The 21,705-nt window shown below is 66.4% G+C and carries 22 protein-coding genes; 4 read left to right on the top strand and 18 right to left on the bottom strand.

Going from position 1 to position 21,705, the window contains the following annotated elements; translation table 11 throughout:
* Window positions 1-23 precede the first annotated feature (23 nt).
* On the bottom strand, window positions 24-1,517 hold the full coding sequence (locus CPBF1521_RS16515) for a M20 family metallopeptidase (protein WP_115677650.1): 1,494 nt from the start codon (window positions 1,515-1,517) through the stop codon (window positions 24-26).
* Between the two features lie 157 nt (window positions 1,518-1,674).
* Between CPBF1521_RS16515 and CPBF1521_RS16510 the strand changes: the two genes are divergently transcribed.
* Window positions 1,675-2,049, top strand: a complete 375-nt coding sequence (locus tag CPBF1521_RS16510; protein ID WP_321186573.1) for a ComEA family DNA-binding protein — start codon at window positions 1,675-1,677, stop codon at window positions 2,047-2,049.
* A 477-nt stretch (window positions 2,050-2,526) separates the two neighbouring features.
* Window positions 2,527-3,294: a HutD/Ves family protein gene (locus tag CPBF1521_RS16505; protein ID WP_115677649.1), complete on the top strand. Its 768-nt coding sequence runs from the start codon at window positions 2,527-2,529 to the stop codon at window positions 3,292-3,294.
* A 132-nt stretch (window positions 3,295-3,426) separates the two neighbouring features.
* On the opposite strand, the gene CPBF1521_RS16500 is transcribed toward CPBF1521_RS16505, so the two are convergent.
* The 15 genes from CPBF1521_RS16500 to CPBF1521_RS16430 all read right to left on the bottom strand — a co-directional run bounded on the left by CPBF1521_RS16500 (window position 3,427) and on the right by CPBF1521_RS16430 (window position 19,055).
* Complete coding sequence (locus CPBF1521_RS16500) at window positions 3,427-5,163, bottom strand: flavodoxin domain-containing protein (protein ID WP_115677648.1); 1,737 nt, start codon at window positions 5,161-5,163, stop codon at window positions 3,427-3,429.
* Window positions 5,160-6,134: an FAD:protein FMN transferase gene (locus CPBF1521_RS16495; RefSeq protein WP_181901263.1), complete on the bottom strand. Its 975-nt coding sequence runs from the start codon at window positions 6,132-6,134 to the stop codon at window positions 5,160-5,162. The genes CPBF1521_RS16500 and CPBF1521_RS16495 overlap by 4 nt, the downstream gene beginning before the upstream one ends.
* 67 nt (window positions 6,135-6,201) lie before the next feature.
* The gene (locus tag CPBF1521_RS16490; protein WP_104648140.1) at window positions 6,202-7,005 is read right to left on the bottom strand and encodes a DUF4198 domain-containing protein; all 804 of its coding nucleotides are present in this window, start codon (window positions 7,003-7,005) and stop codon (window positions 6,202-6,204) included.
* 173 nt (window positions 7,006-7,178) lie between these two features.
* Window positions 7,179-7,694, bottom strand: coding sequence for a DUF2271 domain-containing protein (locus CPBF1521_RS16485; protein WP_115677647.1), 516 nt, complete (start codon window positions 7,692-7,694; stop codon window positions 7,179-7,181).
* A gap of 20 nt (window positions 7,695-7,714) precedes the next feature.
* Complete coding sequence (locus CPBF1521_RS16480) at window positions 7,715-8,353, bottom strand: PepSY-associated TM helix domain-containing protein (protein WP_115677646.1); 639 nt, start codon at window positions 8,351-8,353, stop codon at window positions 7,715-7,717.
* A gap of 5 nt (window positions 8,354-8,358) precedes the next feature.
* Window positions 8,359-9,117 carry a tetratricopeptide repeat protein gene (locus tag CPBF1521_RS16475; protein WP_115677645.1) on the bottom strand — a complete coding sequence of 253 codons (759 nt, stop codon included), beginning with the start codon at window positions 9,115-9,117 and terminating at the stop codon, window positions 8,359-8,361.
* The gene (locus tag CPBF1521_RS16470; RefSeq protein WP_115677644.1) at window positions 9,110-9,796 is read right to left on the bottom strand and encodes a Fe2+-dependent dioxygenase; all 687 of its coding nucleotides are present in this window, start codon (window positions 9,794-9,796) and stop codon (window positions 9,110-9,112) included. Before CPBF1521_RS16470 ends, CPBF1521_RS16475 begins: the two co-directional genes overlap by 8 nt.
* Before the next feature lie 48 nt (window positions 9,797-9,844).
* Window positions 9,845-12,163, bottom strand: coding sequence for a TonB-dependent receptor (locus CPBF1521_RS16465; RefSeq protein WP_115677643.1), 2,319 nt, complete (start codon window positions 12,161-12,163; stop codon window positions 9,845-9,847).
* Between the two features lie 566 nt (window positions 12,164-12,729).
* Window positions 12,730-13,059, bottom strand: a complete 330-nt coding sequence (locus CPBF1521_RS16460) for a non-heme iron oxygenase ferredoxin subunit (protein WP_104583076.1) — start codon at window positions 13,057-13,059, stop codon at window positions 12,730-12,732.
* Complete coding sequence (locus tag CPBF1521_RS16455; RefSeq protein ID WP_115677642.1) at window positions 13,056-13,595, bottom strand: GNAT family N-acetyltransferase; 540 nt, start codon at window positions 13,593-13,595, stop codon at window positions 13,056-13,058. Before CPBF1521_RS16455 ends, CPBF1521_RS16460 begins: the two co-directional genes overlap by 4 nt.
* A 147-nt stretch (window positions 13,596-13,742) precedes the next feature.
* Window positions 13,743-14,987, bottom strand: a complete 1,245-nt coding sequence (locus CPBF1521_RS16450; protein WP_115677641.1) for a cysteine desulfurase — start codon at window positions 14,985-14,987, stop codon at window positions 13,743-13,745.
* On the bottom strand, window positions 14,984-16,246 hold the full coding sequence (gene sufD, locus CPBF1521_RS16445; protein WP_104648132.1) for a Fe-S cluster assembly protein SufD: 1,263 nt from the start codon (window positions 16,244-16,246) through the stop codon (window positions 14,984-14,986). The genes CPBF1521_RS16450 and sufD overlap by 4 nt, the downstream gene beginning before the upstream one ends.
* Window positions 16,246-17,010: a Fe-S cluster assembly ATPase SufC gene (gene sufC / locus CPBF1521_RS16440; RefSeq protein ID WP_054591439.1), complete on the bottom strand. Its 765-nt coding sequence runs from the start codon at window positions 17,008-17,010 to the stop codon at window positions 16,246-16,248. Before sufC ends, sufD begins: the two co-directional genes overlap by 1 nt.
* Window positions 17,011-17,122: 112 nt before the next feature.
* Window positions 17,123-18,580, bottom strand: a complete 1,458-nt coding sequence (gene sufB / locus CPBF1521_RS16435; RefSeq protein ID WP_104583080.1) for a Fe-S cluster assembly protein SufB — start codon at window positions 18,578-18,580, stop codon at window positions 17,123-17,125.
* 16 nt (window positions 18,581-18,596) lie between these two features.
* Complete coding sequence (locus CPBF1521_RS16430; RefSeq protein WP_115677640.1) at window positions 18,597-19,055, bottom strand: SUF system Fe-S cluster assembly regulator; 459 nt, start codon at window positions 19,053-19,055, stop codon at window positions 18,597-18,599.
* A 172-nt stretch (window positions 19,056-19,227) separates the two neighbouring features.
* On the opposite strand from CPBF1521_RS16430, the gene CPBF1521_RS16425 reads away from it, so the two are divergent.
* Both CPBF1521_RS16425 and CPBF1521_RS16420 read left to right on the top strand, forming a co-directional pair.
* On the top strand, window positions 19,228-19,695 hold the full coding sequence (locus CPBF1521_RS16425; RefSeq protein WP_016902346.1) for an SET domain-containing protein: 468 nt from the start codon (window positions 19,228-19,230) through the stop codon (window positions 19,693-19,695).
* A 106-nt stretch (window positions 19,696-19,801) separates the two neighbouring features.
* A complete protein-coding gene (locus CPBF1521_RS16420; protein WP_115677639.1) occupies window positions 19,802-20,344 on the top strand; it encodes a type 1 glutamine amidotransferase domain-containing protein in 543 nt (180 codons plus the stop codon).
* Window positions 20,345-20,490: 146 nt separating this feature from the next.
* Here the strand turns inward: CPBF1521_RS16420 and CPBF1521_RS16415 are convergent, their stop codons facing one another.
* Both CPBF1521_RS16415 and CPBF1521_RS16410 read right to left on the bottom strand, forming a co-directional pair.
* Complete coding sequence (locus CPBF1521_RS16415) at window positions 20,491-21,087, bottom strand: YceB family lipoprotein (RefSeq protein WP_115677638.1); 597 nt, start codon at window positions 21,085-21,087, stop codon at window positions 20,491-20,493.
* A 56-nt stretch (window positions 21,088-21,143) separates the two neighbouring features.
* Entirely contained in the window at window positions 21,144-21,686 is a 543-nt protein-coding gene (locus CPBF1521_RS16410; protein WP_328589316.1) for a hypothetical protein, read from the bottom strand.
* Window positions 21,687-21,705: the final 19 nt, after the last annotated feature.

Genomic DNA, 21,705 nt, shown 5'->3' with positions numbered 1-21,705 from the left:
GCGCGGGGCGGCCCAGGCATCAATCAGCAGCAGCCATGCCCGCCATGACGGGTGCCGCTGTCGGCCGCCACCGGCGAGCCGCTGGTCTCGCCGCGCAGGCAGGCGGCGTGATGCTCGGCAATCACCTTGGACACGCAGGCCGTCACCCGCTTGCCCATCGGGATGTGCAGGAACTCGTTCGGCCCATGCGCATTGGAATGCGGGCCGAGCACGCCGGTGATCATGAACTGCGCGCCGGGGAACTTCTCGCCCAGCATGCCCATGAACGGGATCGAGCCGCCTTCGCCCATGTACATCGCCGGCTTGTCGAAGAACGCCAGGCTGGCGTCGTCGATGGCCTTTTCCAGCCACGGCGCCATCGCCGGCGCATTCCAGCCGGACGAGGCCTTTTCCAGCTCCAGCGTTACCTGGGCGCCATTGGGCGGATCGCGCAGCAGCGCTTCCTTGAGCAGTTCGCCGCAGGCCTTGCCGTCGGCGGTCGGCGGCAGCCGCAGCGACAGCTTCACTGCGGTCTGCGGACGCAGCACGTTGCCGGCCGACGCCAGCGGCGGCATGCCGTCCACACCGGTGATCGACAGCGCCGGGCGCCAGGTGCGGTTCAACACCAGCTCGGTGAGGTCGTCATGCATCGGCACCAGGCCCTCGACCATCGGGAACTTGTCGAAGATGGCGGTATCCAGCGTCGCCGCCGCGGCCTTGGCCTGCGCCAGCCGTTCGGCCGGCACGTCCACGTGCAGTCCGTCCAGCAGGATGCGGCCGCTGGCTTCGTCCTCGATCCGCGACAGCAACTGGCGCAGCAGGCGGAAGCTGGACGGCACCACGCCGGAGGCATCGCCCGAATGCACGCCTTCCTCCAGTACCTTCACGCTCAGGTTGCCGCCGGTCAGCCCGCGCAGCGAGGTGGTGCACCACAGTTGCTCATAGTTGCCGCAGCCCGAATCCAGGCACACCACCAGCGACGGCTTGCCGATGCGTGCGGCCAGATGATCGACATAGGCCGGCAGGTCGTAGCTGCCGGATTCCTCGCAGGCTTCGATCAGCACCACGCAGCGCGCATGCGGCAGGCCCTGGGTACGCAGCGCCAGCACCGCCGCCAGCGAACCGAAGATCGCATAGCCATCGTCGGCGCCGCCGCGCCCGTACAGCTTGTCGTCGCGCAGCACCGGCTCCCACGGACCGAGGTCGGCATCCCAGCCGGTCATTTCCGGCTGCTTGTCCAGGTGGCCGTACAGCAGCACGGTGTCGTCGCCCGATTCGGTGCCGGTGGCCGGAATCTCGATGAAGATCAGCGGCGTGCGGCCTTCCAGGCGCACCACCTCGACCTGCATGCCGTCGATCGCCTGCGCGCGCGCCCAGGTTTCCATCAGGGTGACGGCCTGCTCCATGTAGCCGTGCGCGACCCAGTCGGCGTCGAACATCGGCGATTTATTGGGAATGCGGATGTAATCGACCAATTGCGGGACGATCTCGCGGTCCCAGGTGTCGCTGATGAATTGGTCGATCTTGGCGCTGTCCATGGAGGCTCCGAATACGTGGCGTAACGGCACATTCTACGCCCGTGCCTGGGGGTAGGTATTTCCCTACAAGCCGGCGCGCAGTTCACCGGCTGTGTGAAAAGTTCGTTGGCGATAGGATTGCTGCATGTGGCGCGGGACACTGGCTCCGCCGGCAGGAATGCTGGCTAGGACCATCACCCAAGCCACAAGGAGCGTTGCAATGAGGTCATTTACCGTAGTCCTGAAGTCCCTGCTACTGGCGTTGCTGTTGTCCTCGAATGCGTATGCACTCGACAAGGTCGATATCAACACCGCGTCTGCTGAGGAATTGGACAAGGTGCTGACGAATGTCGGGCGATCAAAAGCTGAGGCAATCGTCGAGCACCGTCAGGCAAACGGTCCCTTCAAAAGTGCCGAGGAACTGGCACTGGTCAAGGGCATCGGACTCAAGACGGTCGAACGGAATCGCGACCTGATCGAAGTAGGAGCCACGATGGCTCCCGCCAAGAAGGCTGCCAAGGGGGCGGCGGTGAAACCGGTGGGACGGCGTTAAGGGGAAAGGATCCGAGATACGGTTCGACGCGAGGATGCGTGGCCGCAACCTAACTGGACAGGATGTCCGGGGGATGGCTGGAAGCCGACAAGGACGTGGAATCGCCCGGTGTTGCACTTGGACGTGCAGCCGGGCGTTTTTCGTTTTGGGGACTCGGCGCGGATTGGCTGGTGCGCGTGGCCATTCCGGGGACGCCGGTGGTGCGGCGGAAATGAGTGATGCAGTGGGCCACTCGTAGCGCTCTGCTCCTGGCGGTAAGCCCACTCCGCTGGTCAATCGTCAGCCTATGGGCATACGTTTCAACTGCAGGCCTCTGTCTGCTCAGCGGCATCTCGCAGGTGATTGCTGGTTGCCAGCACGTGCCCAGCATTATTGGCTGATGGTATTGCCCGCATCTGTCGTGGAGCCCGGTCGATACGCTGGCGCGCCGAGCCGGGGGAAGACGGACCACCGCAGCGCTTCAGGCACAATGCACCGATGCAGCCCACAGACCTGAGCAGCCGGGTGATTCCGGCCACTGACTACCGCCGCGAGCGGTGGCGCAATCAATTGGGCTGGACGCGCGAGATCCTGTGCCTCGGCGATGCCGACGCGTGGGCGCTACGCCTGTCGATCGCCGAGATCGAACAGGATGCGGTGTTTTCCGCATTCCCAGGCATCGATCGCGAGCTGGTGCTGTTGCATGGCAATGGCATGCGGCTGCAGTTTGGTGATGCTGGCTGCGACATAAGTGCAGGTGTAGGTGCAGGCATTGGTACTGCTACTCCTACTGCGACTGGCGGCGGCACTGGCGGCAAAAACGATAGCGGCAGCGACAATGAGGGCGGTGGCGCTGGGCGTGGCGGCCATGATGCTGGAGGCGATGGTGGCATCGGTGCTGCTGGCGGCAATCATCGCAGCTGCACATTGCTGCCGCCGTACCAGCGCGTCCGATTCGCAGGCGAAGAAAGGGTGCATGCGATGCTACTCGACGGACCGACCCAGGATTTCAATCTGATGTGGCGGCGCGATCTGCTGCAGACCCAACTGCTGCATCGGCCGCTGGTCGGCACCATGCTGTTTTTCGCCGATCCGGGCAGCGCCTGGGCGATCCATCTGCTCGCAGGCCAGGCCAGCTTTGGACGCGACAGCGGTTTGCCACCGTTGGCTGCCGGCGATACCGCATGGCTGAGTGCCTCCACGCGCACCCGCTATGTGCTCGATGGTGGCGGCGAGTTGCTGGCGATCCGGGTGAGTCCGGTCTAGGGCGTTTCACTTATGCCGTGAGCACACAGCCACCGCAGGCATCGATGATGCGGATTGCAGCAACGGGCGCGCTGGCCTGGCTGCCAGGTCGTCGCTGCGTTGATCGCTGTTGGCAGCGCTGCACCCGAGGGTTCAATACACGTCGCGGCGATAGCGGCCGTTGCGTAGCAGTTCCTGTCTGACCTCGGCACCGAGAATGGCATCCAGGGTCCGGTCAAGCTCCGGTGCCATGCCGCGCAGGCTGCCGCAGACGTAGATGCAGGCGCCTTGATCAACCCAATGACGCAAGCGGTCGGCAGCGGCGGCCAGTGCGTGTTGGACGTAATGTGGTGGCTGTTGCTGATCGCGCGAGTAGACAAGCTCCAGGCGCTCGATCCAGCCATCCTGCTGCCACTGCTGCAGCTCGTCGGCGTACAGCGCGTCGTGCGCGGCATTGCGTTCGCCGAACAGCAGCCAGTTACGACGCGCGCCGGTCGCGATGCGTGCACGCAGATGCGCGCGCAGACCGGCGATGCCGGTGCCGTTGCCGATCAGCAGCATCGGCTGCTCGGGTGCGGGCGGGTGGAAGCCGGGGTTGCTGCGCAGGCGCAGCGCGATGGCTGCGCCGATCGGTGCATGGACGCAGAGCCAGCCGCTACCCAGGCCCAGGCTGCCGTCGGCGTGCCGGTGCTCGCGCACCAGCAGTTCGGCATGGCCTTCCTCGGGAATGGAGGCAAGCGAGTAGTCGCGATGGGGCAGGGCGGCCAGGCGGCGCACCATTGCTTCTGCGTCCATTGCTGAGCTCAGGCCTGTCCTTGTAGCTATGCCTGCAGCCGCCTCTGTATTCGTACCCACACCTGGGCCACTTTCGCCTCCGGCTTCTGCTTCTGCATCGGGACTGGCACCGGCACCCACATCGATACCGAGAGCGGCATCGGCATCGACGGGAAGTTGCGCGCCGCCGAGCCAGTCGCGCAGGGGGCGGCCGTCGATGTACTGCGCGCCATCGCGTTGGTTGCGCTGCAGCCAGGACTCCACCGCGTCCGGCGTGTTACGCGGTGCAATCTCCGCGATATCGCCTGCGCTCCAGTGCGGCAACGCGCCATCGCATGGCACCAGGCGCAGCCGGTAAATCGGTGCGCCCGCGCTGCCGGGATTGACGTGGATGCGCTCGCGTAGCTGCCAGGCGATGTAGGTCGGCAGGCTCCAGTCCGACTGCGTCGCGAGTGCGGGCGCCAGTTCCGCCAGACGGCGTTGCCAGTGCTGCAGTGCGTTCGGGTCGGCGTTATCGACCTCGATGCGCTCGAACAGGCGCGTGGCGCCGCGCGCCTGCAGGCGATCGTCGAGGCGCCGGCCGAACGCGCAGAAGTGCGCGTAACCACGGTCGCCCAGGGCCAGCACCGCGTACTGCACGGCAGTCAGATCCTGCGCGTCGTCGGCAACCCAACTGCGCTCGGCCGACTGCGCGTGGTCGGGTGCATCGCCTTCGCCGGTGGTGCTGACGATGCACAACAGCCGCGGCACGCGTAAGAGTTGATCGCGATCGACGGCCTCGATCGGCAGCGCATGCGCGCCGACGCCTGCCGATTGCAGCGCGGCAACGCTGCGTTGCGCCAGTTCGCGCGCAAATCCGGTCTGGCTTGCCCAGACGATCAACACGCCGCTGGCGTCTGCGCGTTGTGCGCCAACACGCGTGCGCGCACGCAGCAGCACGGCCGTGCACAGGCCCAGATACAGCGCCAGGCCGAGAGCCGCCAGTTGCCAGCGCTGCGGCGTGGGTGCACTCCACCATGTGCCGTCATGCAAGCCGCCCAGCCAGCCGACGACGCCGGCAAGCGCCAGCAGAACCAGCCCATTGCCCAGCCATACGCGTGAGGTGGCGCTGCTCATGACGCGGACAGGTGGCGTTCGAACGCCGGGCTCATGGATTCGAGCAGAATGCCGTCCTTGCGCACCAGAAATCGCACGGCCAGGTCCGCCTTGCGTGCACGGGCAAGACCGGCATCGACGCCGAGCACGGTCATCGCGGTGGCCCAGGCATCGGCCTGCATCGCATCGGGAGCCAGTACGGTGACCGCCGCGGGGGCATGCGGAACGGGCGTGCCGCTGCGTGGGTCGAAGGTATGCGTATAGCGCGTGCCATCGGCATCGAAGCGGTGCCAGCGATCGCCGGAGGTGGCCACTGCCAGCCCCTCCAGTGCCAGCACGCGTGCCGGCAGCGCGGTGCCGGCATCTTCGTCGGGGGCCGATTCGACCAGCACGCGCCATACGCTGCCATCGGGCTTGCGCCCGTAGCCGAACAATTCGCCGCCGACCTCGATCAAGGCACTGTCGATCCCCGACTGCAGCAAGGCACGATGCACGCAGTCCACACCAAACCCTTTGGCGATGCCGGACAGATCAAGTGCCGCTGCGCCCGGCTGCAGCACGCGCCTGCCATCCAGCTGCAGGCGCTGCCAGCCGCAGCGCAGGCTGGCCAATGCGATCGCCTCCGCTGTCGGCACCCGCTGACGCCCGCCGGCAGCGCCGAAACCCCATAGCTCGACCATCGGGCCGATGGTGGGATCGAAGGCGCTATCGCTGGCCTGTGCAATCTCGAGTGCGGCGCTCAGCACCGCGTGGAATTCGTCGGGCAGGCGGTGCCAGCTGCCTGGCGGTGCGCGGTTGTAACGGCTGATATCCGAATCGGCTTCCCAGGTACTCATCTGCGCAACCACGCGGTCCAGTGCGGCCTGGATGCACGCATGCAAGGGGTGCAGATCGCGTCCGCGCGGCGCCACCAGCTTCACGCTCCAGGTGGTGCCCATGCTGCGGCCGCCGAGCGTGGCAATGGCGTGGTCGGAGGAAGACGGTACGGGCATGGACGGATCGTATGAAGATGGCGCGGCAGGATGCACGCTGTGCGCGCTCCTGCCGCGTGCCGGCAGATTACTGCGGCAGCACTTCCAGCGTGGCGACATAGCCCAGGCGGCGCTGCTTGGCCTGCGGCAGCGAGGTCTTGGTGTCTTCGGTGGTGGTTTCCAGCCAGTACATGCCGGCCTCCGGCCAGGTCACGCTGAAGCCGCCCTTGGCATCGGTGGTGAGCTTGATCTCGTTCTGCGCATCGCGATAGCGGGTACCGCCGCGCACGATCTCGATCTCCAGCCCGGCCGCCGGCTTGCCGTCCAGTTGCAGCGTGAACTGCGCCGCCTCGCCGGCGACCAGATCGTTGGGATGGGTCACCGGCACCAGCTCGATGCCCTTGCCGCTGGGCTTGAACACGGTGGTGGTCGGCGCGCCGCGGGTGACGAAGGTTTCCACGCGATTGAAGGACTGCGAGACCTGCAGGTCCTGCGCGTTCTTCGGCACCTCGGTGGCGAAGCGGGCTTCGTCGCCGCGCCAGCGCTTGGGCTTGCCGTCTTCCTTCCAGCTGGCGAACAGGCCGGCGTTGACGATGCTCAGCTTGTAGGTGCCGGGTTGGGTGAGCTGCAGGTCGAACACGCTGCGGTACTTGCCGGTGGCCGGATTTTCCGGCGTGAGCGCGCTGCCATCGGGTGCGGTGATGCTCAGCTTGTCCAGGCGCAGCGGCACGTGATTGAAGTAGAACAGGTCGTTGGAGACCGCCGCATCCACGGTGATCCACGGGGCCTCGCCGGCGATGACGGTCTGCGACGGCAGCAACCAGGCCTTGTGGGCGAGTGCGCTGACCGGCAGTGCGGCGAGCAGGGCGACCAGGACGAGCGAACGTTGCATGACAACTCCTTGAAGGACGATAAGGGCGGTGGGCACGTGTCTGATCAGCGCGCGTCGCTGCGCTGGCTGGATGCGTGGGACAAAAAAGCGGGAGACGATCTGCTGAAGCGGCTGCAGCGGGCGCCAGCGGGGCAGGGACGCAAGCGGCCCGCGCCACCGGCCGACGCCAGGTGTCACGGTTTGGCGACCAGGCTGACGGCGCCCAGTTCGCTGCTGCCGCTGGCCTTGGCGCTCTGCGGCGTCTTAGCCGGCCAGGTGAAAGGCACCTTGACCAGCTCGCGGCCGCCGACCTCGCGCGCGGCTTCCACCACCAGCGTGTACTGGCCGGCCGGCAGCGACGTCAATGCGCCCTTGGTGTCGGAGAACGACAGCGCATGCGCGCCGGCCGGACGGGTGGGACCGGTGACGCCGTCGACCGGCACCTCCAGGGTGCGCCCGCTCTTGCGCCACCACTGGCGCAGGTCCGGCAGCCACTTGGTGCCATGGCCTTCGGCGGTGTCCTTGGATTGATACCAGACCGCCAGGTTGGCGGCGACCTTCTGGTCCGCACCTTCCAGCCAGATCGCCACATAGGGGCGGTGGTACTCGGCGACGTTGAGCTTGGGGATCTCGACGTTGATGTCGAGCGTGGCGGCGTATGCCGGCATGGAGAGCAGGCCGCTCAGGGCGATGGTCAGGGTGGCGCGCATGATCGTCTCCGGTAGAAAGGTCAGTGGATCAACAGCAGGGCAAGCAGCAACGGAATCAGCAGGCCCAGGCCGACCAGCGGCCAGGTCATGCGGCGCTGGCGCGCATGCAGATGCAGCAGGAACAGCCCGGTGATGCAGAACACCAGGCAGGCGATGGCGAACACGTCGATGAACCAGCCCCAGGCTGGCCCTGCGTTACGGCCCTTGTGCAGGTCGTTGAGATAGGCGATGGCGCCGCGCCCGGTACGCTCGTATTCGATCGCGCCGGTGTTGCGATCCAGGCTCAGCCACGCATCGCCGCCGGGGCGCGGCAGCGCCAGATACACCTCGTCGGCCGACCATTCGCCGTTGCGCGTGCCGATGCTGATCTCCAGCTCGCGCCCCAGCCACTGCGCCACGCGCGGTGGCAGCGGGGCGTCGCCATCTTCGCGGGTGCCCAGAGACTTGAGCAGTGCCGGCGGCAGCGTGAGCGTGCGGTGTTCGGTCGAGGGGCTGGCTTCAATGCGCGCGGCGTGATTCAAGGTCAGCCCGGTGATGGTGAACAGCAGCATGCCGATCAGGCACAGCGCCGAACTGATCCAGTGCCATTGATGCAGCATGCGCAGCCAGAAGCCGCGGCGTTGCTGCGTGGTGGCCAGGGTGTCATTGGAAGTGGCCATGCCGCTCAGGCCACGTCCGCTGCCGGCGACGGCTGCAACTGCGATTGCCGCGCGGTCACTTCGCTCAGCAACGCGCGCAGACGTGGGTGCGTTGCACCCGCCAGCAACGGCGTGAGCTGTTGCAGGAAGCCGGCATGCCCGCCGGCGATCGCACGGCGCATCCAGCGCTCGGCCTGATCGAGGTCGCCGGCATCCGCGAGCAAGGTGGCGTAACTGGCCTGGCCGCGAAAATCGCCTGCTTCTGCAGAGCGGCGATACCAGTGGCGCGCAGCGATCGGATCCGCGGTGCAGGCCAGGCCCTGGTCGAGATAGCGCGCCACAAAGTTCATCGACTTGGCGTGCCCGCGTTCGGCGGCCGTGCGGTACAGCGCCAGCGCCTGGGCGTGGTCCTGTGGCACGCCACGCCCGGAGCCGTACAGATGCGCAAGGTTGTACATGCCCCAATCCAGGCCATGTTCGGCGGCGCGGCGATACCACAGCGCCGCCAGCACCGCGTTGCACGCGGTGCCGAAGCCCAGTTCATGGCAACGCCCCAACTGGTTCATCGCTTCCGCATGCCCGGCATTGGCGGCCACCTCGTACCACAGCATGGCCATGGCCGGATCGGCGGGGATGCCGCGGCCCTCGGCGTAGAGCTGCGCGAGCAGCAGTTGCGCCGCCAGATCCTGGCGCTCGGCGGCCTTGCGCAGACATGCGATCGCGCGATCGGGGTGGGTGCGCAGCAGGTCGATCAACTGCGTGGGGTCCAGTGTGGGCTCAGACATCGGCCCATTGCCGCAACAGGTTGTGGTACACGCCGGTGAGCTGGATCAGCGACGGATGGCCGGGGGTGTCCTGGGTCAGCCGCCGGATGGACACATCCAGTTCGAACAGCAGGCGCCGCTGCGCATCGTCGCGCAACATGCTTTGCGTCCAGAAGAAACACGCCACACGGGCGCCGCCGGTCACCGGCATTACCCGATGCAGGCTGGTGCCGGGATAGATCACCAGGTGCCCGGCCGGCAGCTTCACCGACTGCGTGCCGTAGGTGTCTTCGATCACCAGCTCGCCGCCGTCGTAGCTGTCCGGGTCGCTGAGGAACAAGGTGGCGGAGACATCGGTGCGGATGGGATCTGCGCCGCCGCGACTGCGGTCGTAACGGATCGCGTTGTCGACGTGATACCCGAACGACTGCCCGCCGCTGTAGCGGTTGAACAGCGGCGGATAGATGCGCCGCGGCAACACCGCCGAAAAGAACGTGCTGTTGCGCGCGAGCGCCTCGAGCACCAGCGCGCCGGCCTCGCGTGCAATGGCGCTGTCTTCGGGCAGTTGTGCGTTGTCCTTGGCCTGCGCGGACTGATGGCCGGCAGTGATGCGGCCGTCCGCCCAGTCGGCTGCGTCCAGCCGTGCCCGCAACTCGCCGAGTTGTGCGGGGGTGAGGACATCGGGAATGGGCAGCAACATGGGCAGATCTCCACGCCGCCCGCACTGTGCGGGCGGCGTGCCGGAGGCTTAGAAACTAAACGTTGCGCTCAACACCGCCGAGCGGCCTTCGCCAGGAATTGCCCAGCCATTGCCCGCCGTGACAGTCCCTGCGGCGTTGACGGTGAGGTTGTTGCGCACGCTGGTGTAGTACTCCTCGTCGAACAGGTTGTTGACGTTCAACTGCAGGCTGAGCCAGTCGTTGACGCGCAGGCCGACCATCGCGCGGTGCACCCAGTAGTCATCGGTCTTGATGTAGGCGGCCGCCGAGGAATTATTCGGATAGAAGCCGCCCTGGTAGGTGACGCCGTAGCCGAAGGTCCACTGGTTGAGCGTGTAGGTGGTCCAGATGTTGCCGGCATTGCGCGGGGTCTGCACCAGCTCGCGTCCGGCCACCGGGTCGCCGGTGAGGCTCTCGGTGCGGTTGGACACGCTCTGCAGCACTTCGCTGTCCAGGAAGGTGTAGTTGGCGAAGATCGACCAGCGCTCGGTCAGGTAACCGGCGGCGCCAAGCGCGATGCCGTCCACGCGCGCCTTGCCGTCCAGCACCTGCTCGGGAATCAGCGGGTCGCCGCTGTTGACCTTGTAGTTTTCGCGCTCGTTGCGGAACAGCGCGGCGGTCAGTGCCAGGCGCTGGTCCAGCACGTCCCACTTGCCGCCCAGTTCGATGTTGACCGCCGTCTCCGGCTCGACATTGCAGTTGGCGCCGGCGGTGGCAGTGGCGATCGGCGTGCACGAGCCGTTGACCGAGGCCTTGGAGGGCGTCTTGCTGTTGGCGTAGGACAGGTACAGGCTGGCGTTCTCGGCCGGCTTGAAGACCAGGCCGGCGCGATACGAGAACAGGTCCTCTTCGCTGCCGGCCGGGAAGCCCGGGCTCACACCGGTGACGTTGCCGGCGGCGTTGACGGTATAGGTGGTGCTGTCGCCTTCGTTGTGCTCGTAGCGGCCGCCCAGGTTGAGCATCCATTGCTCGTTGAACTGCAAGGTATCGAACAGGTACACCGCCTGGTTGGTCAGGCTGCCCTTGCTGCGCCCGGTGCGGAAATAGTTCTGCGGGCCGGTCCAGACGTTGTAGGGATTGTCGAAGGACTGCAGCGGATAGGTGATGCCGGTGGTGGAGCCATCGGCATTGCGGAAGGTGGTGCCGCTATCGAGTTCGAAGTCTTCCTTGCTGAAGGCCACGCCAGCGACCACGCGGTGCTCGATGGCGCCGGTGTGCAAGGTGGCGGTCAGGTCGGTCTGGCTGTGCGCGATGAAGTTCTCCGTCTCGCGCACCAGGCCGCGCGGGCCGCTGTTCGGATTCCAGCTGGCCGCCGGCTGGCCGGCGCAGGCGCGGCCGGTGTACGGATCGGTGCCGTCGGGCAGGCACCAGGTGCCCTGCAGCGCGGTGGCGTTGGTGGTCTGGTCGACCCGCTGCACGCGCGCCAGGCTGCGCAGCTTGACGGTGTCGTCGAAGTCCATTTCCAGCACGCCGGTCAGCATGTCCACGTCGATGTCCTGACGCGAGGTGTTGCGGTAGCCGAAGAAGGTTTCCGGGTCCACGCCCGGCAGCGGACCGTCGTTGAACGGGCTGAGCGCGAACGGCACGCCGTACTGCGGCAGGTTGTTGTCGTGCTGGTGCAGGTAGCTCAGGGTGAAGCGGGTATCCGAGCCCAGGCCGAAGGCCACCGACGGCGCAAACCCCCAGCGATGCCGGAATTCCTCATCGCGCCCCGGCACGTCCTGGGTGTGGCCCATCGCGTTCAGGCGCACGGCGGTGCCGTTGTCGAAATCGTAATTGCTGTCGGCGGTCAGCCGGCCATAGCGGTCGCTGCCGCCTCCGACCACGACGTTGGTGAAGTCGCCCTGGCCGGCGGTCTTGGTCACCAGATTGATGTTGCCACCGACCGAACCGGCGCCGGACATGGCCGAGTTGGCGCCGTTGATCAGCTCCACCGCTTCCAGGTTGAAGGTGTCGCTGCGGCTGTACTGCGCGCTGTCGCGCACGCCATCGGTGGTGATGTCGCTGCTGGCGGTGAAGCCGCGCAGGTTGATGCTGTCGCCATAGCCGCCGCCGCCTTCGCCCGCGCCGAAGGTGATGCCGGGCAGGGTGCTCAGCACGTCGCGCAGCGACAGCAGGTTTTGCTGGTCCATGGTCTGCTTGGTGACCACGGTGATCGTCTGCGGCGTGTCGCGCAGCACCTCGGTGTACTTGGGCGAGGACGGCTTTTGCGCACGTTCCTGCTGCACCCGGATGGCGTCCAGATCGACCGCGCCCGGAGGCGCCGGCGCATCGCCGGGCTGGGCGAAGGCAGGAGCGGACAGCGTCAGCAGCACGGCCGAGGTGAGCGGGGAAATCCTGGGAGTCATGAGGCGTCTCGAAGAGGAAAGCGAGGCTCCGGCCTGGCGATGGCTCGGCGGATGCGGGATGGGAAGGCAGGTCGGGGAGCGCGCCCGCTAGCCCGAGGCGGCCAGTCGGCCCGACCAGTGTCCGGACACACGCATGCGCTGCGCAGCCAGGCGCATGCGGGGCAAGGTCAGGAAAAACGTGTCGAGCAGGGCTAGGCGCATGGGATCGCAGGGCAGGCCAGTTGTTAAGAAGGCCTGAAGGGCTGGGATCTTAAATGCAAATCATTCTTCTTTGCAATCTTTCTTGGTGCCTGCCAGGCCAAGGGGCAAACCGCGCCGCCTGAGGCATCAGGCAGCTGCAGTCCCAAGGCAGAGATGCGTGAGAGATGCGCGTATCTGCGCCTGCTCGCCGGCCCAACAGCCGCGTTCCAAGCCGGCCGCGCTCGCTGACATGGCAGGGGGATTCCCATGCAGGGCGCGGAGCTGCGGACTCCGGGGTGTGCATGCAGGACAGCGACCCACTGCAGATCAGCGCCGTGCGTGGCCTCCACTCACGGCTGCCGTAACGCGCGCGGATGCGGCCGTTGTCAGCGGTCGTCGCGGGTCCAGATGCCGCCGTGTTCGCGCTTGACCGGGAATTTGGGCACCGCGGTGTAGGCCGGTGCGCACAGCGGGCGGCCGTCGCGGATGTCGAAGCGGGCGCTGTGCAGCAGGCACTCGATGCTGCCTTCTACGGGGTCGAACGTGCCCGGCGACAATTCATAGTCTTCATGGCTGCAGCGGTCTTCCAGCGCGTACAGCTCGCCGTCGAGGTTGAAGATCACGATCGGGGCATCGGTTACCTCGTCCCAGACGGTCTGCAGCTCGCCGGGCAGCAGCGCTTCGCTGGCGCAGACAAAGGTCCAGGTGTCGCTCACAGCGCTGCGCCGCCGAGCGGTTTTTCCAGCACCTCGAAGCGCAGGTCCTGGCGCAGCGGCACGCCGAAACGCGCGTCGCCATACGGGAACGGTTTGGTGATGCCGGTGCGGCGGTAGCCGCGTCGCTCATAGAACGCGATCAGCTCGGCGCGAATGTCGATCACCGTCATGCGCATTACCGGCAGCTGCCACTCGCTGTGGGCGATACGCTCGGCCTCGGCCAGCAGCGTCTTGCCCAGCCCGCTGCCCTGCAGCGCGGGGTCGACCGCAAACATGCCGAAGTAGCCGGCACCCTGGTCGTCGGCGATATGCGCACAGGCCAGCAGGCGCCTGTCCTGTTCGACCAGCAGCACCAGGCTGCGATCGCGCAGCAGGTCCTCGCGCAGGACTGCAGGATCGATCCGCGCGCCGTCGAGAAAGTCGGCCTCGGTGGTCCAGCCCACCCGGCTGACATCACCGCGATAGGCCGAGGTCACCAGTGACACGAGGGCGTCGATATCGTCGACGGTGGCGGTACGGAAGGTGGTGGTCTGCATGGGAGCAGTTTAATCGGGAATCGGGAATCGGGAATCGGGAATCGGGAAAAGCGTTGCGCCGCTCGATGAGCTATTCCACGTGTCGAACCGCATCAGTCTGCGGGAGAGCCGTATTGTCGATTCTCCATTCCCGATTCCCGATTCCAATCAACCCAGCAGGCGACGCACCTTCACCAGCGCAGCAACGAAGCGCTCGATCTCGTCATGCGTGTTGTAGAACGCCAGCGAGGCGCGGCAGGTGGCGGCGACGCCGTAGTACTGCAGCAGCGGGTGCGCGCAGTGCTGGCCCGAGCGCACCGCGACGCCTTCCAGGTCGAGCAGGGTGGCCAGGTCGTGGGCATGCGCGCCTTCGATCAGGAACGACACCACCGCGGCCTTGTCCGGCGTGGTGCCGAAGATGCGCAGGCCGTCGATGCGCTGCAGCTCCTCGGTGAAGTGCGCCAGCAGCTCGGCCTCGCGCGCTTCCACATGCGCCAGGCCGACCGACTCCAGGTAATCGACCGCGGAGCCCAGGCCGATGAATCCGGCGATGTTGGGCGTGCCGGCTTCGAACTTGTGCGGGGCATCATTGAACACCGTGCCCTCGAAACTCACTTCCTTGATCATCTCGCCGCCGCCCAGGAACGGCGGCATCGCCTGCAGGTGTTCGCGACGCGCCCACAGTGCGCCGGTGCCGGTGGGCCCGCACATCTTGTGGCCGGTGATGGCGTAGAAATCGCAGCCGATGCCGGCCACGTCGATACGCCGATGCGGCGCCGCCTGCGAGCCATCCACCACGGTGACGATGCCGCGCTTGCGCGCCTCGCGGCAGATCTCGCGCACCGGATTGACCGTGCCCAGCACATTGGACACATGCGTGATCGCCAGCAGCTTGACCTGCGGCGTCATCGCCTTGCGCAAGGCATCCAGATCCAGCGCGCCGTCCGGGGTGATCTCGGCCACGCGAATGGTGGCGCCGGTGCGTTGCGCCACCAGCTGCCACGGCACGATGTTGGCGTGGTGCTCCATGCGCGAGATCAGGATCACATCGCCGGCGCCCAGGCGCGGCAGCGCCCAGGAATAAGCGACCAGATTGATCGCAAAGGTCGTGCCGCTGCACAGCACCAGTTCGTCGGCGCGTACGTTGAGAAAGCGTGCCAGCTTGCTGCGCGCGCCTTCGAAGGCATCGGTGGCCTCGGTGCCCAGCGCATGCACTGCGCGGCTCACGTTGGCGTTCTGGCGACGATAGAACTCGTCGGTCGCGGCGATGACCTGCAGCGGCTTCTGCCCGGTGTTGGCGTTGTCGAAATAGATCAGCGGCTTGCCATGCACCTGCCGCATCAGCAACGGGAAATCCGAGCGCACGCGCTCCCAGTCCGGCGCGGCGAGGTGCGTGGTGGCGGGCGCGTTCATGCCACGCCTGCCGAGGTCAGTGCGCGATCCAGCTGCAGCGCCAGCACCGCGCCCAGCGCGCTGGGCAGCATGCGCAGCGGCTCGTGGCAGAACGCGGCGCTCAGCAAACGCTGCGCCTCGGCCTGCGGCAGGCCGCGCGAGCGCAGATAGAACAGGGCATTGTCGTCGAGCTGGCCGACGGTGGCGCCATGCGCGGCCTGCACTTCCTCGGCATCGATCACCAGCACCGGCTGGGTATCGATCTCGGCATTGGCCGACAGCAGCAGGTTCTTGTTCGACAGCCGCGCGTCGGTGCCGTCGGCGCCGGGACGGATGTTAATGCCGCCGTGGAAGACCACCCGGCTGCGATCGGCGCCCACGCCGCGCCAGACCAGCTCGCAGCTGGTGTCGCGGGCGATGTGCGCGATACCCAGGCGTGTATCGACATGGCGGCGGCCGTTGCCGAGCAGCACGCCATTGGCGGTGAGCTGGGCGTTATTGCCTTCCAGGCGCACGTTGAGCTCGTGGCGCGACAGGTTGGCACCCAGTTCCAGGTCCACGCGCTGGTAGCGCGCATTGCGCGCCAGCACCGCGTCAGTGCGCAGCAGCGACGTTGCGTGCGCACTGTCGGCCTGCACGCGCGCATGCGACAGCACCGCATCCTGGGCCAGATGGACATGCATCAGGCTGTTGTGCAGATGCGCGGCATCGCCGACATGCAGGTGATGCTCGACCACGTTCAGCGCCGCGCCGGCGCGCAGTTCGATCAGGTGACGGTGGTGCCAGGACAGGTCGTGCTCGCCGGCCACGCCGATGAAGACCAGGTGCAGCGGCGCCTCGATCTGCGCGCCGTCCTGCACGCGCACCAGCACGCCTTCGTCGGCAAGCGCGGCATTGAGGCGCGCGAAGATTTCGTCGCGTCCTTCGAAACGGCGGCCAAGCAACTGCTGCGCGTCGTCGCCTGCGGCCAGCGACGCGGACAAGGTGTCCAGCTGTACGCCGTCCGGCAGCATCGACAGGTCGCTCAGTGCGTCGGACGGGCGGCCGTTGACGAATACCAGCCGCGGCGACGGGATCTCGTCCAGCAACGCGGCGTCGATCAACGTCGGCACCAGAGGCGCGGGCTGGAAGCTGCGCCGCTCCAGCTGCCGCAGCGAGGTGTATTTCCAGGCTTCGGCGCGCGGGCCGGGCAGGCCGGTCTGCAGCGCGGCATCGAGCTCGGCGCGGCGCGAATCGTTGCCGCTGAAGCCACGGGCGAGGGATTCCAGCAGGGCGCTCATCAGGCAGCCGCCTCGGGCACCACGCGGTCCTTGAGGAAGTGGTAGCCGTGCTTTTCCAGCTCCAGCGCCAGTTCCGGGCCGCCGCTCTGCACGATGCGGCCTTCGGCCAGGACATGCACCACGTCCGGGGTGATGTAGTCGAGCAGGCGCTGATAGTGGGTGATCACCAGGAACGAACGCTCCGGCGAGCGCAGCGCGTTGACGCCATCGGCCACGCTCTTGAGCGCGTCGATGTCCAGGCCCGAATCGGTCTCGTCCAGGATGGCGAGCTTGGGTTCGAGCACGGCCAGCTGGAAGATTTCGTTGCGCTTCTTCTCGCCACCGGAGAACCCTTCGTTGACACCACGGTGCAGCAACTCGTCCTTCAGATGCAGCACGGCCAGTTTCTGCCGCACCAGCTTGAGGAACTGCATCGAGTCCAGCTCGTCCTCGCCACGCGCCTTGCGCTGTGCATTGAGTGCCGCGCGCAGGAAGTAGGTGTTGTTGACGCCGGGGATTTCCACCGGGTACTGGAAGGCCAGGAACAGACCGGCCGCCGCGCGTTCTTCCGGCGGCAGCTCGAGCAGGTCCTTGCCTTCGAACTGCACGCTGCCGGCGCTGACCTCATAGCCGTCGCGCCCGGCCAGCACATTGCCCAGCGTGGACTTGCCGGCGCCGTTGGGCCCCATGATGGCGTGCACCTGGCCCGGCTGGATGTCCAGCGACAGGCCCTTGAGGATGTCTTTGCCGGCGATGCTGGCGTGGAGGTTGTTGATCGTAAGCATGGGAATAGGGAATCGAGAATAGGGAATGGGTAATGCGAGACGTTGGCGCGGCAAGGAGCAGGAAAGAGAACCAATACCGATTCTCCATTCCCCACTCCCGATTCCGTCGGCGTCAGCCGACGCTGCCTTCCAGCGAGACTTCCAGCAGCTTCTTGGCTTCCACTGCGAACTCCATCGGCAGCTCGCGGAACACCTGCTTGCAGAAGCCGTCGACGATCAGCGACACCGCGTCTTCCTGGCTGATGCCGCGCGCGCGGCAATAGAACAGCTGGTCGTCGCTGATCTTGGAGGTGGTGGCCTCGTGCTCGACGGTGGCGCCCGGGTTCTTCACCTCGATGTAGGGGAAGGTATGCGCGCCGCACTGCTTGCCGATCAACAACGAATCGCACTGGGTGTAGTTACGCGCGCCATCGGCATTGCGGTCCACCTTGACCAGGCCGCGATAGGTGTTCTGCCCGCGCCCGGCGCTGATGCCCTTGCTGACGATCTTGCTCTTGGTGCGCTTGCCGATGTGGATCATCTTGGTGCCGGTATCGGCCTGCTGACGGTGATGGGTCAGCGCCACCGAATGGAACTCGCCGACCGAATCGTCGCCGAGCAGCACGCAGGAGGGATACTTCCAGGTGATCGCCGAACCGGTTTCGACCTGGGTCCAGGTGACCTTGCTGCGCGCGCCGCGGCACTCGGCACGCTTGGTGACGAAGTTGTAGATGCCGCCACGGCCTTCCTCGTCGCCCGGATACCAGTTCTGCACGGTCGAATACTTGATTTCGGCATCTTCCAGCGTCACCAGCTCGACCACCGCCGCGTGCAACTGGTTCTCATCGCGCATCGGCGCGGTGCAGCCTTCCAGATACGACACATAGGCCTTGTCCTCGCACACGATCAAGGTGCGTTCGAACTGCCCGGTGTGGCCGGCGTTGATGCGGAAATAGGTGCTCAGTTCCATCGGGCAACGCACGCCCTTCGGGATGAACACGAAGCTGCCATCGGAGAACACCGCCGAGTTGAGCGCGGCGAAATAGTTGTCGCCGACCGGCACCACGCTGCCCAGATATTGCTTGACGATCTCCGGGTGTTCCTTGATGGCCTCGGACATCGAGCAGAAGATCACGCCCTTTTCGGCCAGTTCCTTACGGAAGGTAGTGCCGACCGAGACCGAGTCGAACACCGCATCCACTGCCACGCCGGCCAGCCGGGCGCGCTCGTGCAACGGCACGCCGAGCTTGTCGTAGGTATCGAGCAGCTCCTTGGGCACGTCGTCCAGCGAGGCGTACTTCGGGCCCTTGGGCGCGGAGTAATAGCTCAATGCCTGGAAATCGATCGGCGAAACCTTCAATTTCGCCCATTCCGGCATCGGCATCTTCAGCCAGTGCCGATACGCCTCGAGACGCCAGTCGGTCATCCATTGCGGCTCGTCTTTCTTGGCCGACAACGCACGGATGACGTCCTCGTCCAGGCCGGGCGGGAGCGAGTCCGATTCGATCTCGGTGATGAAGCCGGCGTCATAGCGTCGGCCCAACCGTTCGATAATTTCGGCATTCTGCGGGGGTGCAAGTTCGGTGGCCATCGGGCTGCCTACAGGGTCAGGTGGTCGCGACGCGTGCGGCGATGGAACGCCGACGGCCGTCGCCAGGGAGAGAGAGGGGCTGCAACATCTGGGCGAGCGTGACGCGACGCAATGCATCGCCGACCACGTCGTTGATCAGGCGCCAGTTGGAGCGCACCCCGCATGTCTGCGCGATGCCGCACTGGCTGTGGTCCTGGCTGCATTCGGTGATCGCCAGCGGGCCTTCCATCGCCTCGACGATCTCCACCAGCGTGATCTCGCTGGCCGCGCGCGCCAGGCGGTAGCCGCCATGCACGCCGCGCAGCCCTTCGACCAGGCCCGCTTGCGACAGCGGCTTGAGGATCTTGCTCACGGTCGGCGGTTCCAGGCCGGCCTGCTCGGCCAGTTCGCTGGCGCTGAGCACCTGCCCGCAGCGCGCTGCCAGGACGGTCAACACGACGGTGGCATAATCGGTGAGTTTGGTGACGCGCAACATGAGAAGGCGATAACCTTAAAGCGGACCGAAATTGTACTCTTTCCGGCCGGGCAGGGCCAACCGCCCGGTTCAGCCGCCGGCAAGCGTGCGCCGTTGCGAGCGATGGTGCGCTTGTGCTTGGCGCATCGTCGCACTGCAGTCACAATGAGCGGCCCCATCACTGGACCCCTTCATGTCGCGCAAAGTTGCCGCCCGCAAGTCACGTATCCACGGCAATGGCATGTTCGCCCTCGCCGCGCTCCGCAAAGGCGAGCGCATCATCCAGTACAAGGGGCGTTTGCGCACGCACGCGGAAGTGGATGCCGATGACACCGGCGATGTCGAAAGCGGGCATACCTTCCTGTTCACGCTCAGCGACGACTACGTGCTGGATGCCAACTACGAGGGCAATGTCGCGCGCTGGATCAACCACAGCTGCAATCCCAATTGCGAAGCGGTGATTGAAGAGGCCGAAGGCGACGACCGTAGCAAGGACAAGATCTTCATCGAGGCCAAACGCGCGATCAAGGCCGGCGAAGAGCTCACCTACAATTACGGCATCACGCTGGCCGAGCGGCATACGCCGCGTCTGAAGAAGATCTGGGCATGCCGCTGCGGGTCCAAGAACTGCACCGGCACGATGCTTCAGCCCAAGCGCTGAGCACGCGCGTGCGGCTGCCCGCACTGACGCGGCGCACACATCGGTTCACCCACGTGCAACAGCTGCACGACTAGCGTGCGGGCTTCTTTTCAGCAAGGAGTCCCCCATGTCTTATTCGCTCTCCGGCAAGACCATCGCCGTGCTGGCCACCGACGGCTTCGAACAGTCCGAACTGACTGAGCCCAAACGCCTGCTGGAATCCTGGGGTGCCAAGGTCGATGTGATCGCGCCCGGTGACGCCGCGCAGATTCGCGCCTGGGACAAGACCGACTGGGGCGATTCGGTGCCGGTGGACCAGCGGCTGGACCAGGCCAAGGTCGACACCTACGATGCGCTGGTGCTGCCGGGCGGTGTGCTCAACCCCGATACCTTGCGCGGCGACGCCAAGGCGATCGCATTCATCCAGGCCTTTGCCAGCGCAGACAAGCCGGTTGCCGCGATCTGCCACGGCCCGTGGCTGCTGGTGGAAAGCGATCTGGTGCGCGATCGCGACGTCACCTCGTGGTCGTCGGTCAAGACCGACCTGCGCAATGCCGGCGCACGCTGGCAGGATGCAGAAGTCGTTGTCGACGGGACGCTGATCACCAGCCGCAAGCCAGACGATATCCCGGCCTTCACCGCCGCGGTGGCCAAGGCCCTGGCGTCCTGATCGCATCGTTGCAATGGTGACGGCATGAAAGCAAAGGCCCGGCGTGGTGGCGCCGGGCCTTTGTCTTGATCCAATCATGGTTCGCGTGAGTTGGCGCAACGGCATGACGGCGTACGTCCATGCTGCGTCGCGACCGGTGCGAGGGCCTATTTCCCGGACAGTGCGGCTGCCGGCACCAGTTGCTCGATGTTCTGGTTGAAATTGACCGCGACGCGGCCGTTCTGGATGCCGACCGACTCCACCTGCACATTGCCCATCACCGCCGCGATGGCCGGGTCGATGCGATAGATCGGCTCCTTGCGCGCGTAATCGGCCAGCCAGGTATTGAGCAGCTGGCGGGTGCTTTGGTCGAGTCTTGCGCCGGCGTTGGCCGGGCGGAAGTCATCGATGGTGGGCTGATCCAGGTAAAAGCCCTGCTTGGCGGTGTCGTAGCGCAGTGCGCTGGTCAAGGTCACATTGCCGACCGGTGCGGGCGCGCCGCCGGCGGTGGCCAGCGCCAGATCGAATGCCATCTTGAGCCGGTCGCCCGGCGGCAGCGACAGCGCCGGATTGCTGAACGTCATCTCGACCAGGCCGCCCAGCGCATCATGCGTCTGCGGGAAGCGACCACCCAGGAACTGCTGCAGGTCGCTGCCCTGCACGCTGATCTGGTGCCCCTGGATCTGCGGCGTCGCCCACGCGCCGGTCGTCGGTAGCGCCAGAGCCAGGGCAAGCAGGGATCCGGCAAGCGAACGCAGTTTCATCGGGTGACTCCGGCAACAGGTGGAGATCACCTTAGTCGGTGCCGGTGAACCGTGGGTTAGCGCAACACCGGATGCAGGGTGGCCGAATAGATCTCACAGTCGTCGCTGCCGCTGCGCGGCTGCAGCCGGTAGGCGCCGGCCAGGCGTTGGGTGCCGGCCTCGGTGCGCACGATCAGCCGCACCGGCACCTCGATCAGGCGCGTGGGCTGCGCGTGGTCCAGTGCGATGGGCGGGTCGTTGTCGATGCGCATCGACTGGATGTTGGTGATGCTGCGCAGCGCCGCATCGTCCGGTACCGGCGCAGGGCGACCACCGCTCCACAGTGCATCGGCATCGCCGCGCGCCGCGCCGGGCAAGGCGCCCAGATACCGCTGCACGGTTGCGCTTGCTTTGGCGAAGCTGGCGCGCGCGGCGGCATCGTCAGGGCTGGCATCGGTTGCGGGTCGTGCGGGCGCATCGCCCTCAGTGGCGACCCCTGGCGTCTTGGTTGCCGCCATGACTTGCGAGGACGCTGCCGCGGCGGTTTCTTCGTCAGCGCTGCGATGACAACTGCAACCGGCGATGGCCGCTGCAAACATGACGATCCCCAACCCACGCATGGCGCATCTCCCGTCCCCG

The organism is Xanthomonas euroxanthea, from assembly GCF_900476395.1.
Lineage (GTDB): Bacteria > Pseudomonadota > Gammaproteobacteria > Xanthomonadales > Xanthomonadaceae > Xanthomonas > Xanthomonas euroxanthea.
The sequence above is the reverse complement of the archived record's forward strand: the minus strand, read 5'-3'. Positions and strand labels throughout refer to the sequence as shown.

What these genes read in the sequence shown, in the direction of transcription:
- CPBF1521_RS16515 (WP_115677650.1), bottom strand. Translation starts at nt 1,517, where the DNA reads ATGGACAGCGCCAAGATCGACCAATTCATCAGCGACACCTGGGACCGC.
- CPBF1521_RS16415 (WP_115677638.1), bottom strand. Translation starts at nt 21,087, where the DNA reads ATGAAACTGCGTTCGCTTGCCGGATCCCTGCTTGCCCTGGCTCTGGCG.
- CPBF1521_RS16490 (WP_104648140.1), bottom strand. Translation starts at nt 7,005, where the DNA reads ATGCAACGTTCGCTCGTCCTGGTCGCCCTGCTCGCCGCACTGCCGGTC.
- sufB (WP_104583080.1), bottom strand. Translation starts at nt 18,580, where the DNA reads ATGGCCACCGAACTTGCACCCCCGCAGAATGCCGAAATTATCGAACGG.
- CPBF1521_RS16505 (WP_115677649.1), top strand. Translation starts at nt 2,527, where the DNA reads ATGCAGCCCACAGACCTGAGCAGCCGGGTGATTCCGGCCACTGACTAC.
- CPBF1521_RS16410 (WP_328589316.1), bottom strand. Translation starts at nt 21,686, where the DNA reads ATGCGTGGGTTGGGGATCGTCATGTTTGCAGCGGCCATCGCCGGTTGC.
- CPBF1521_RS16495 (WP_181901263.1), bottom strand. Translation starts at nt 6,134, where the DNA reads ATGCCCGTACCGTCTTCCTCCGACCACGCCATTGCCACGCTCGGCGGC.
- CPBF1521_RS16475 (WP_115677645.1), bottom strand. Translation starts at nt 9,117, where the DNA reads ATGTCTGAGCCCACACTGGACCCCACGCAGTTGATCGACCTGCTGCGC.
- CPBF1521_RS16470 (WP_115677644.1), bottom strand. Translation starts at nt 9,796, where the DNA reads ATGTTGCTGCCCATTCCCGATGTCCTCACCCCCGCACAACTCGGCGAG.
- CPBF1521_RS16420 (WP_115677639.1), top strand. Translation starts at nt 19,802, where the DNA reads ATGTCTTATTCGCTCTCCGGCAAGACCATCGCCGTGCTGGCCACCGAC.
- CPBF1521_RS16430 (WP_115677640.1), bottom strand. Translation starts at nt 19,055, where the DNA reads ATGTTGCGCGTCACCAAACTCACCGATTATGCCACCGTCGTGTTGACC.
- CPBF1521_RS16500 (WP_115677648.1), bottom strand. Translation starts at nt 5,163, where the DNA reads ATGAGCAGCGCCACCTCACGCGTATGGCTGGGCAATGGGCTGGTTCTG.
- CPBF1521_RS16510 (WP_321186573.1), top strand. Translation starts at nt 1,675, where the DNA reads ATGCTGGCTAGGACCATCACCCAAGCCACAAGGAGCGTTGCAATGAGG.
- CPBF1521_RS16480 (WP_115677646.1), bottom strand. Translation starts at nt 8,353, where the DNA reads ATGGCCACTTCCAATGACACCCTGGCCACCACGCAGCAACGCCGCGGC.
- sufC (WP_054591439.1), bottom strand. Translation starts at nt 17,010, where the DNA reads ATGCTTACGATCAACAACCTCCACGCCAGCATCGCCGGCAAAGACATC.
- CPBF1521_RS16485 (WP_115677647.1), bottom strand. Translation starts at nt 7,694, where the DNA reads ATGCGCGCCACCCTGACCATCGCCCTGAGCGGCCTGCTCTCCATGCCG.
- CPBF1521_RS16450 (WP_115677641.1), bottom strand. Translation starts at nt 14,987, where the DNA reads ATGAACGCGCCCGCCACCACGCACCTCGCCGCGCCGGACTGGGAGCGC.
- CPBF1521_RS16455 (WP_115677642.1), bottom strand. Translation starts at nt 13,595, where the DNA reads ATGCAGACCACCACCTTCCGTACCGCCACCGTCGACGATATCGACGCC.
- CPBF1521_RS16425 (WP_016902346.1), top strand. Translation starts at nt 19,228, where the DNA reads ATGTCGCGCAAAGTTGCCGCCCGCAAGTCACGTATCCACGGCAATGGC.
- sufD (WP_104648132.1), bottom strand. Translation starts at nt 16,246, where the DNA reads ATGAGCGCCCTGCTGGAATCCCTCGCCCGTGGCTTCAGCGGCAACGAT.
- CPBF1521_RS16465 (WP_115677643.1), bottom strand. Translation starts at nt 12,163, where the DNA reads ATGACTCCCAGGATTTCCCCGCTCACCTCGGCCGTGCTGCTGACGCTG.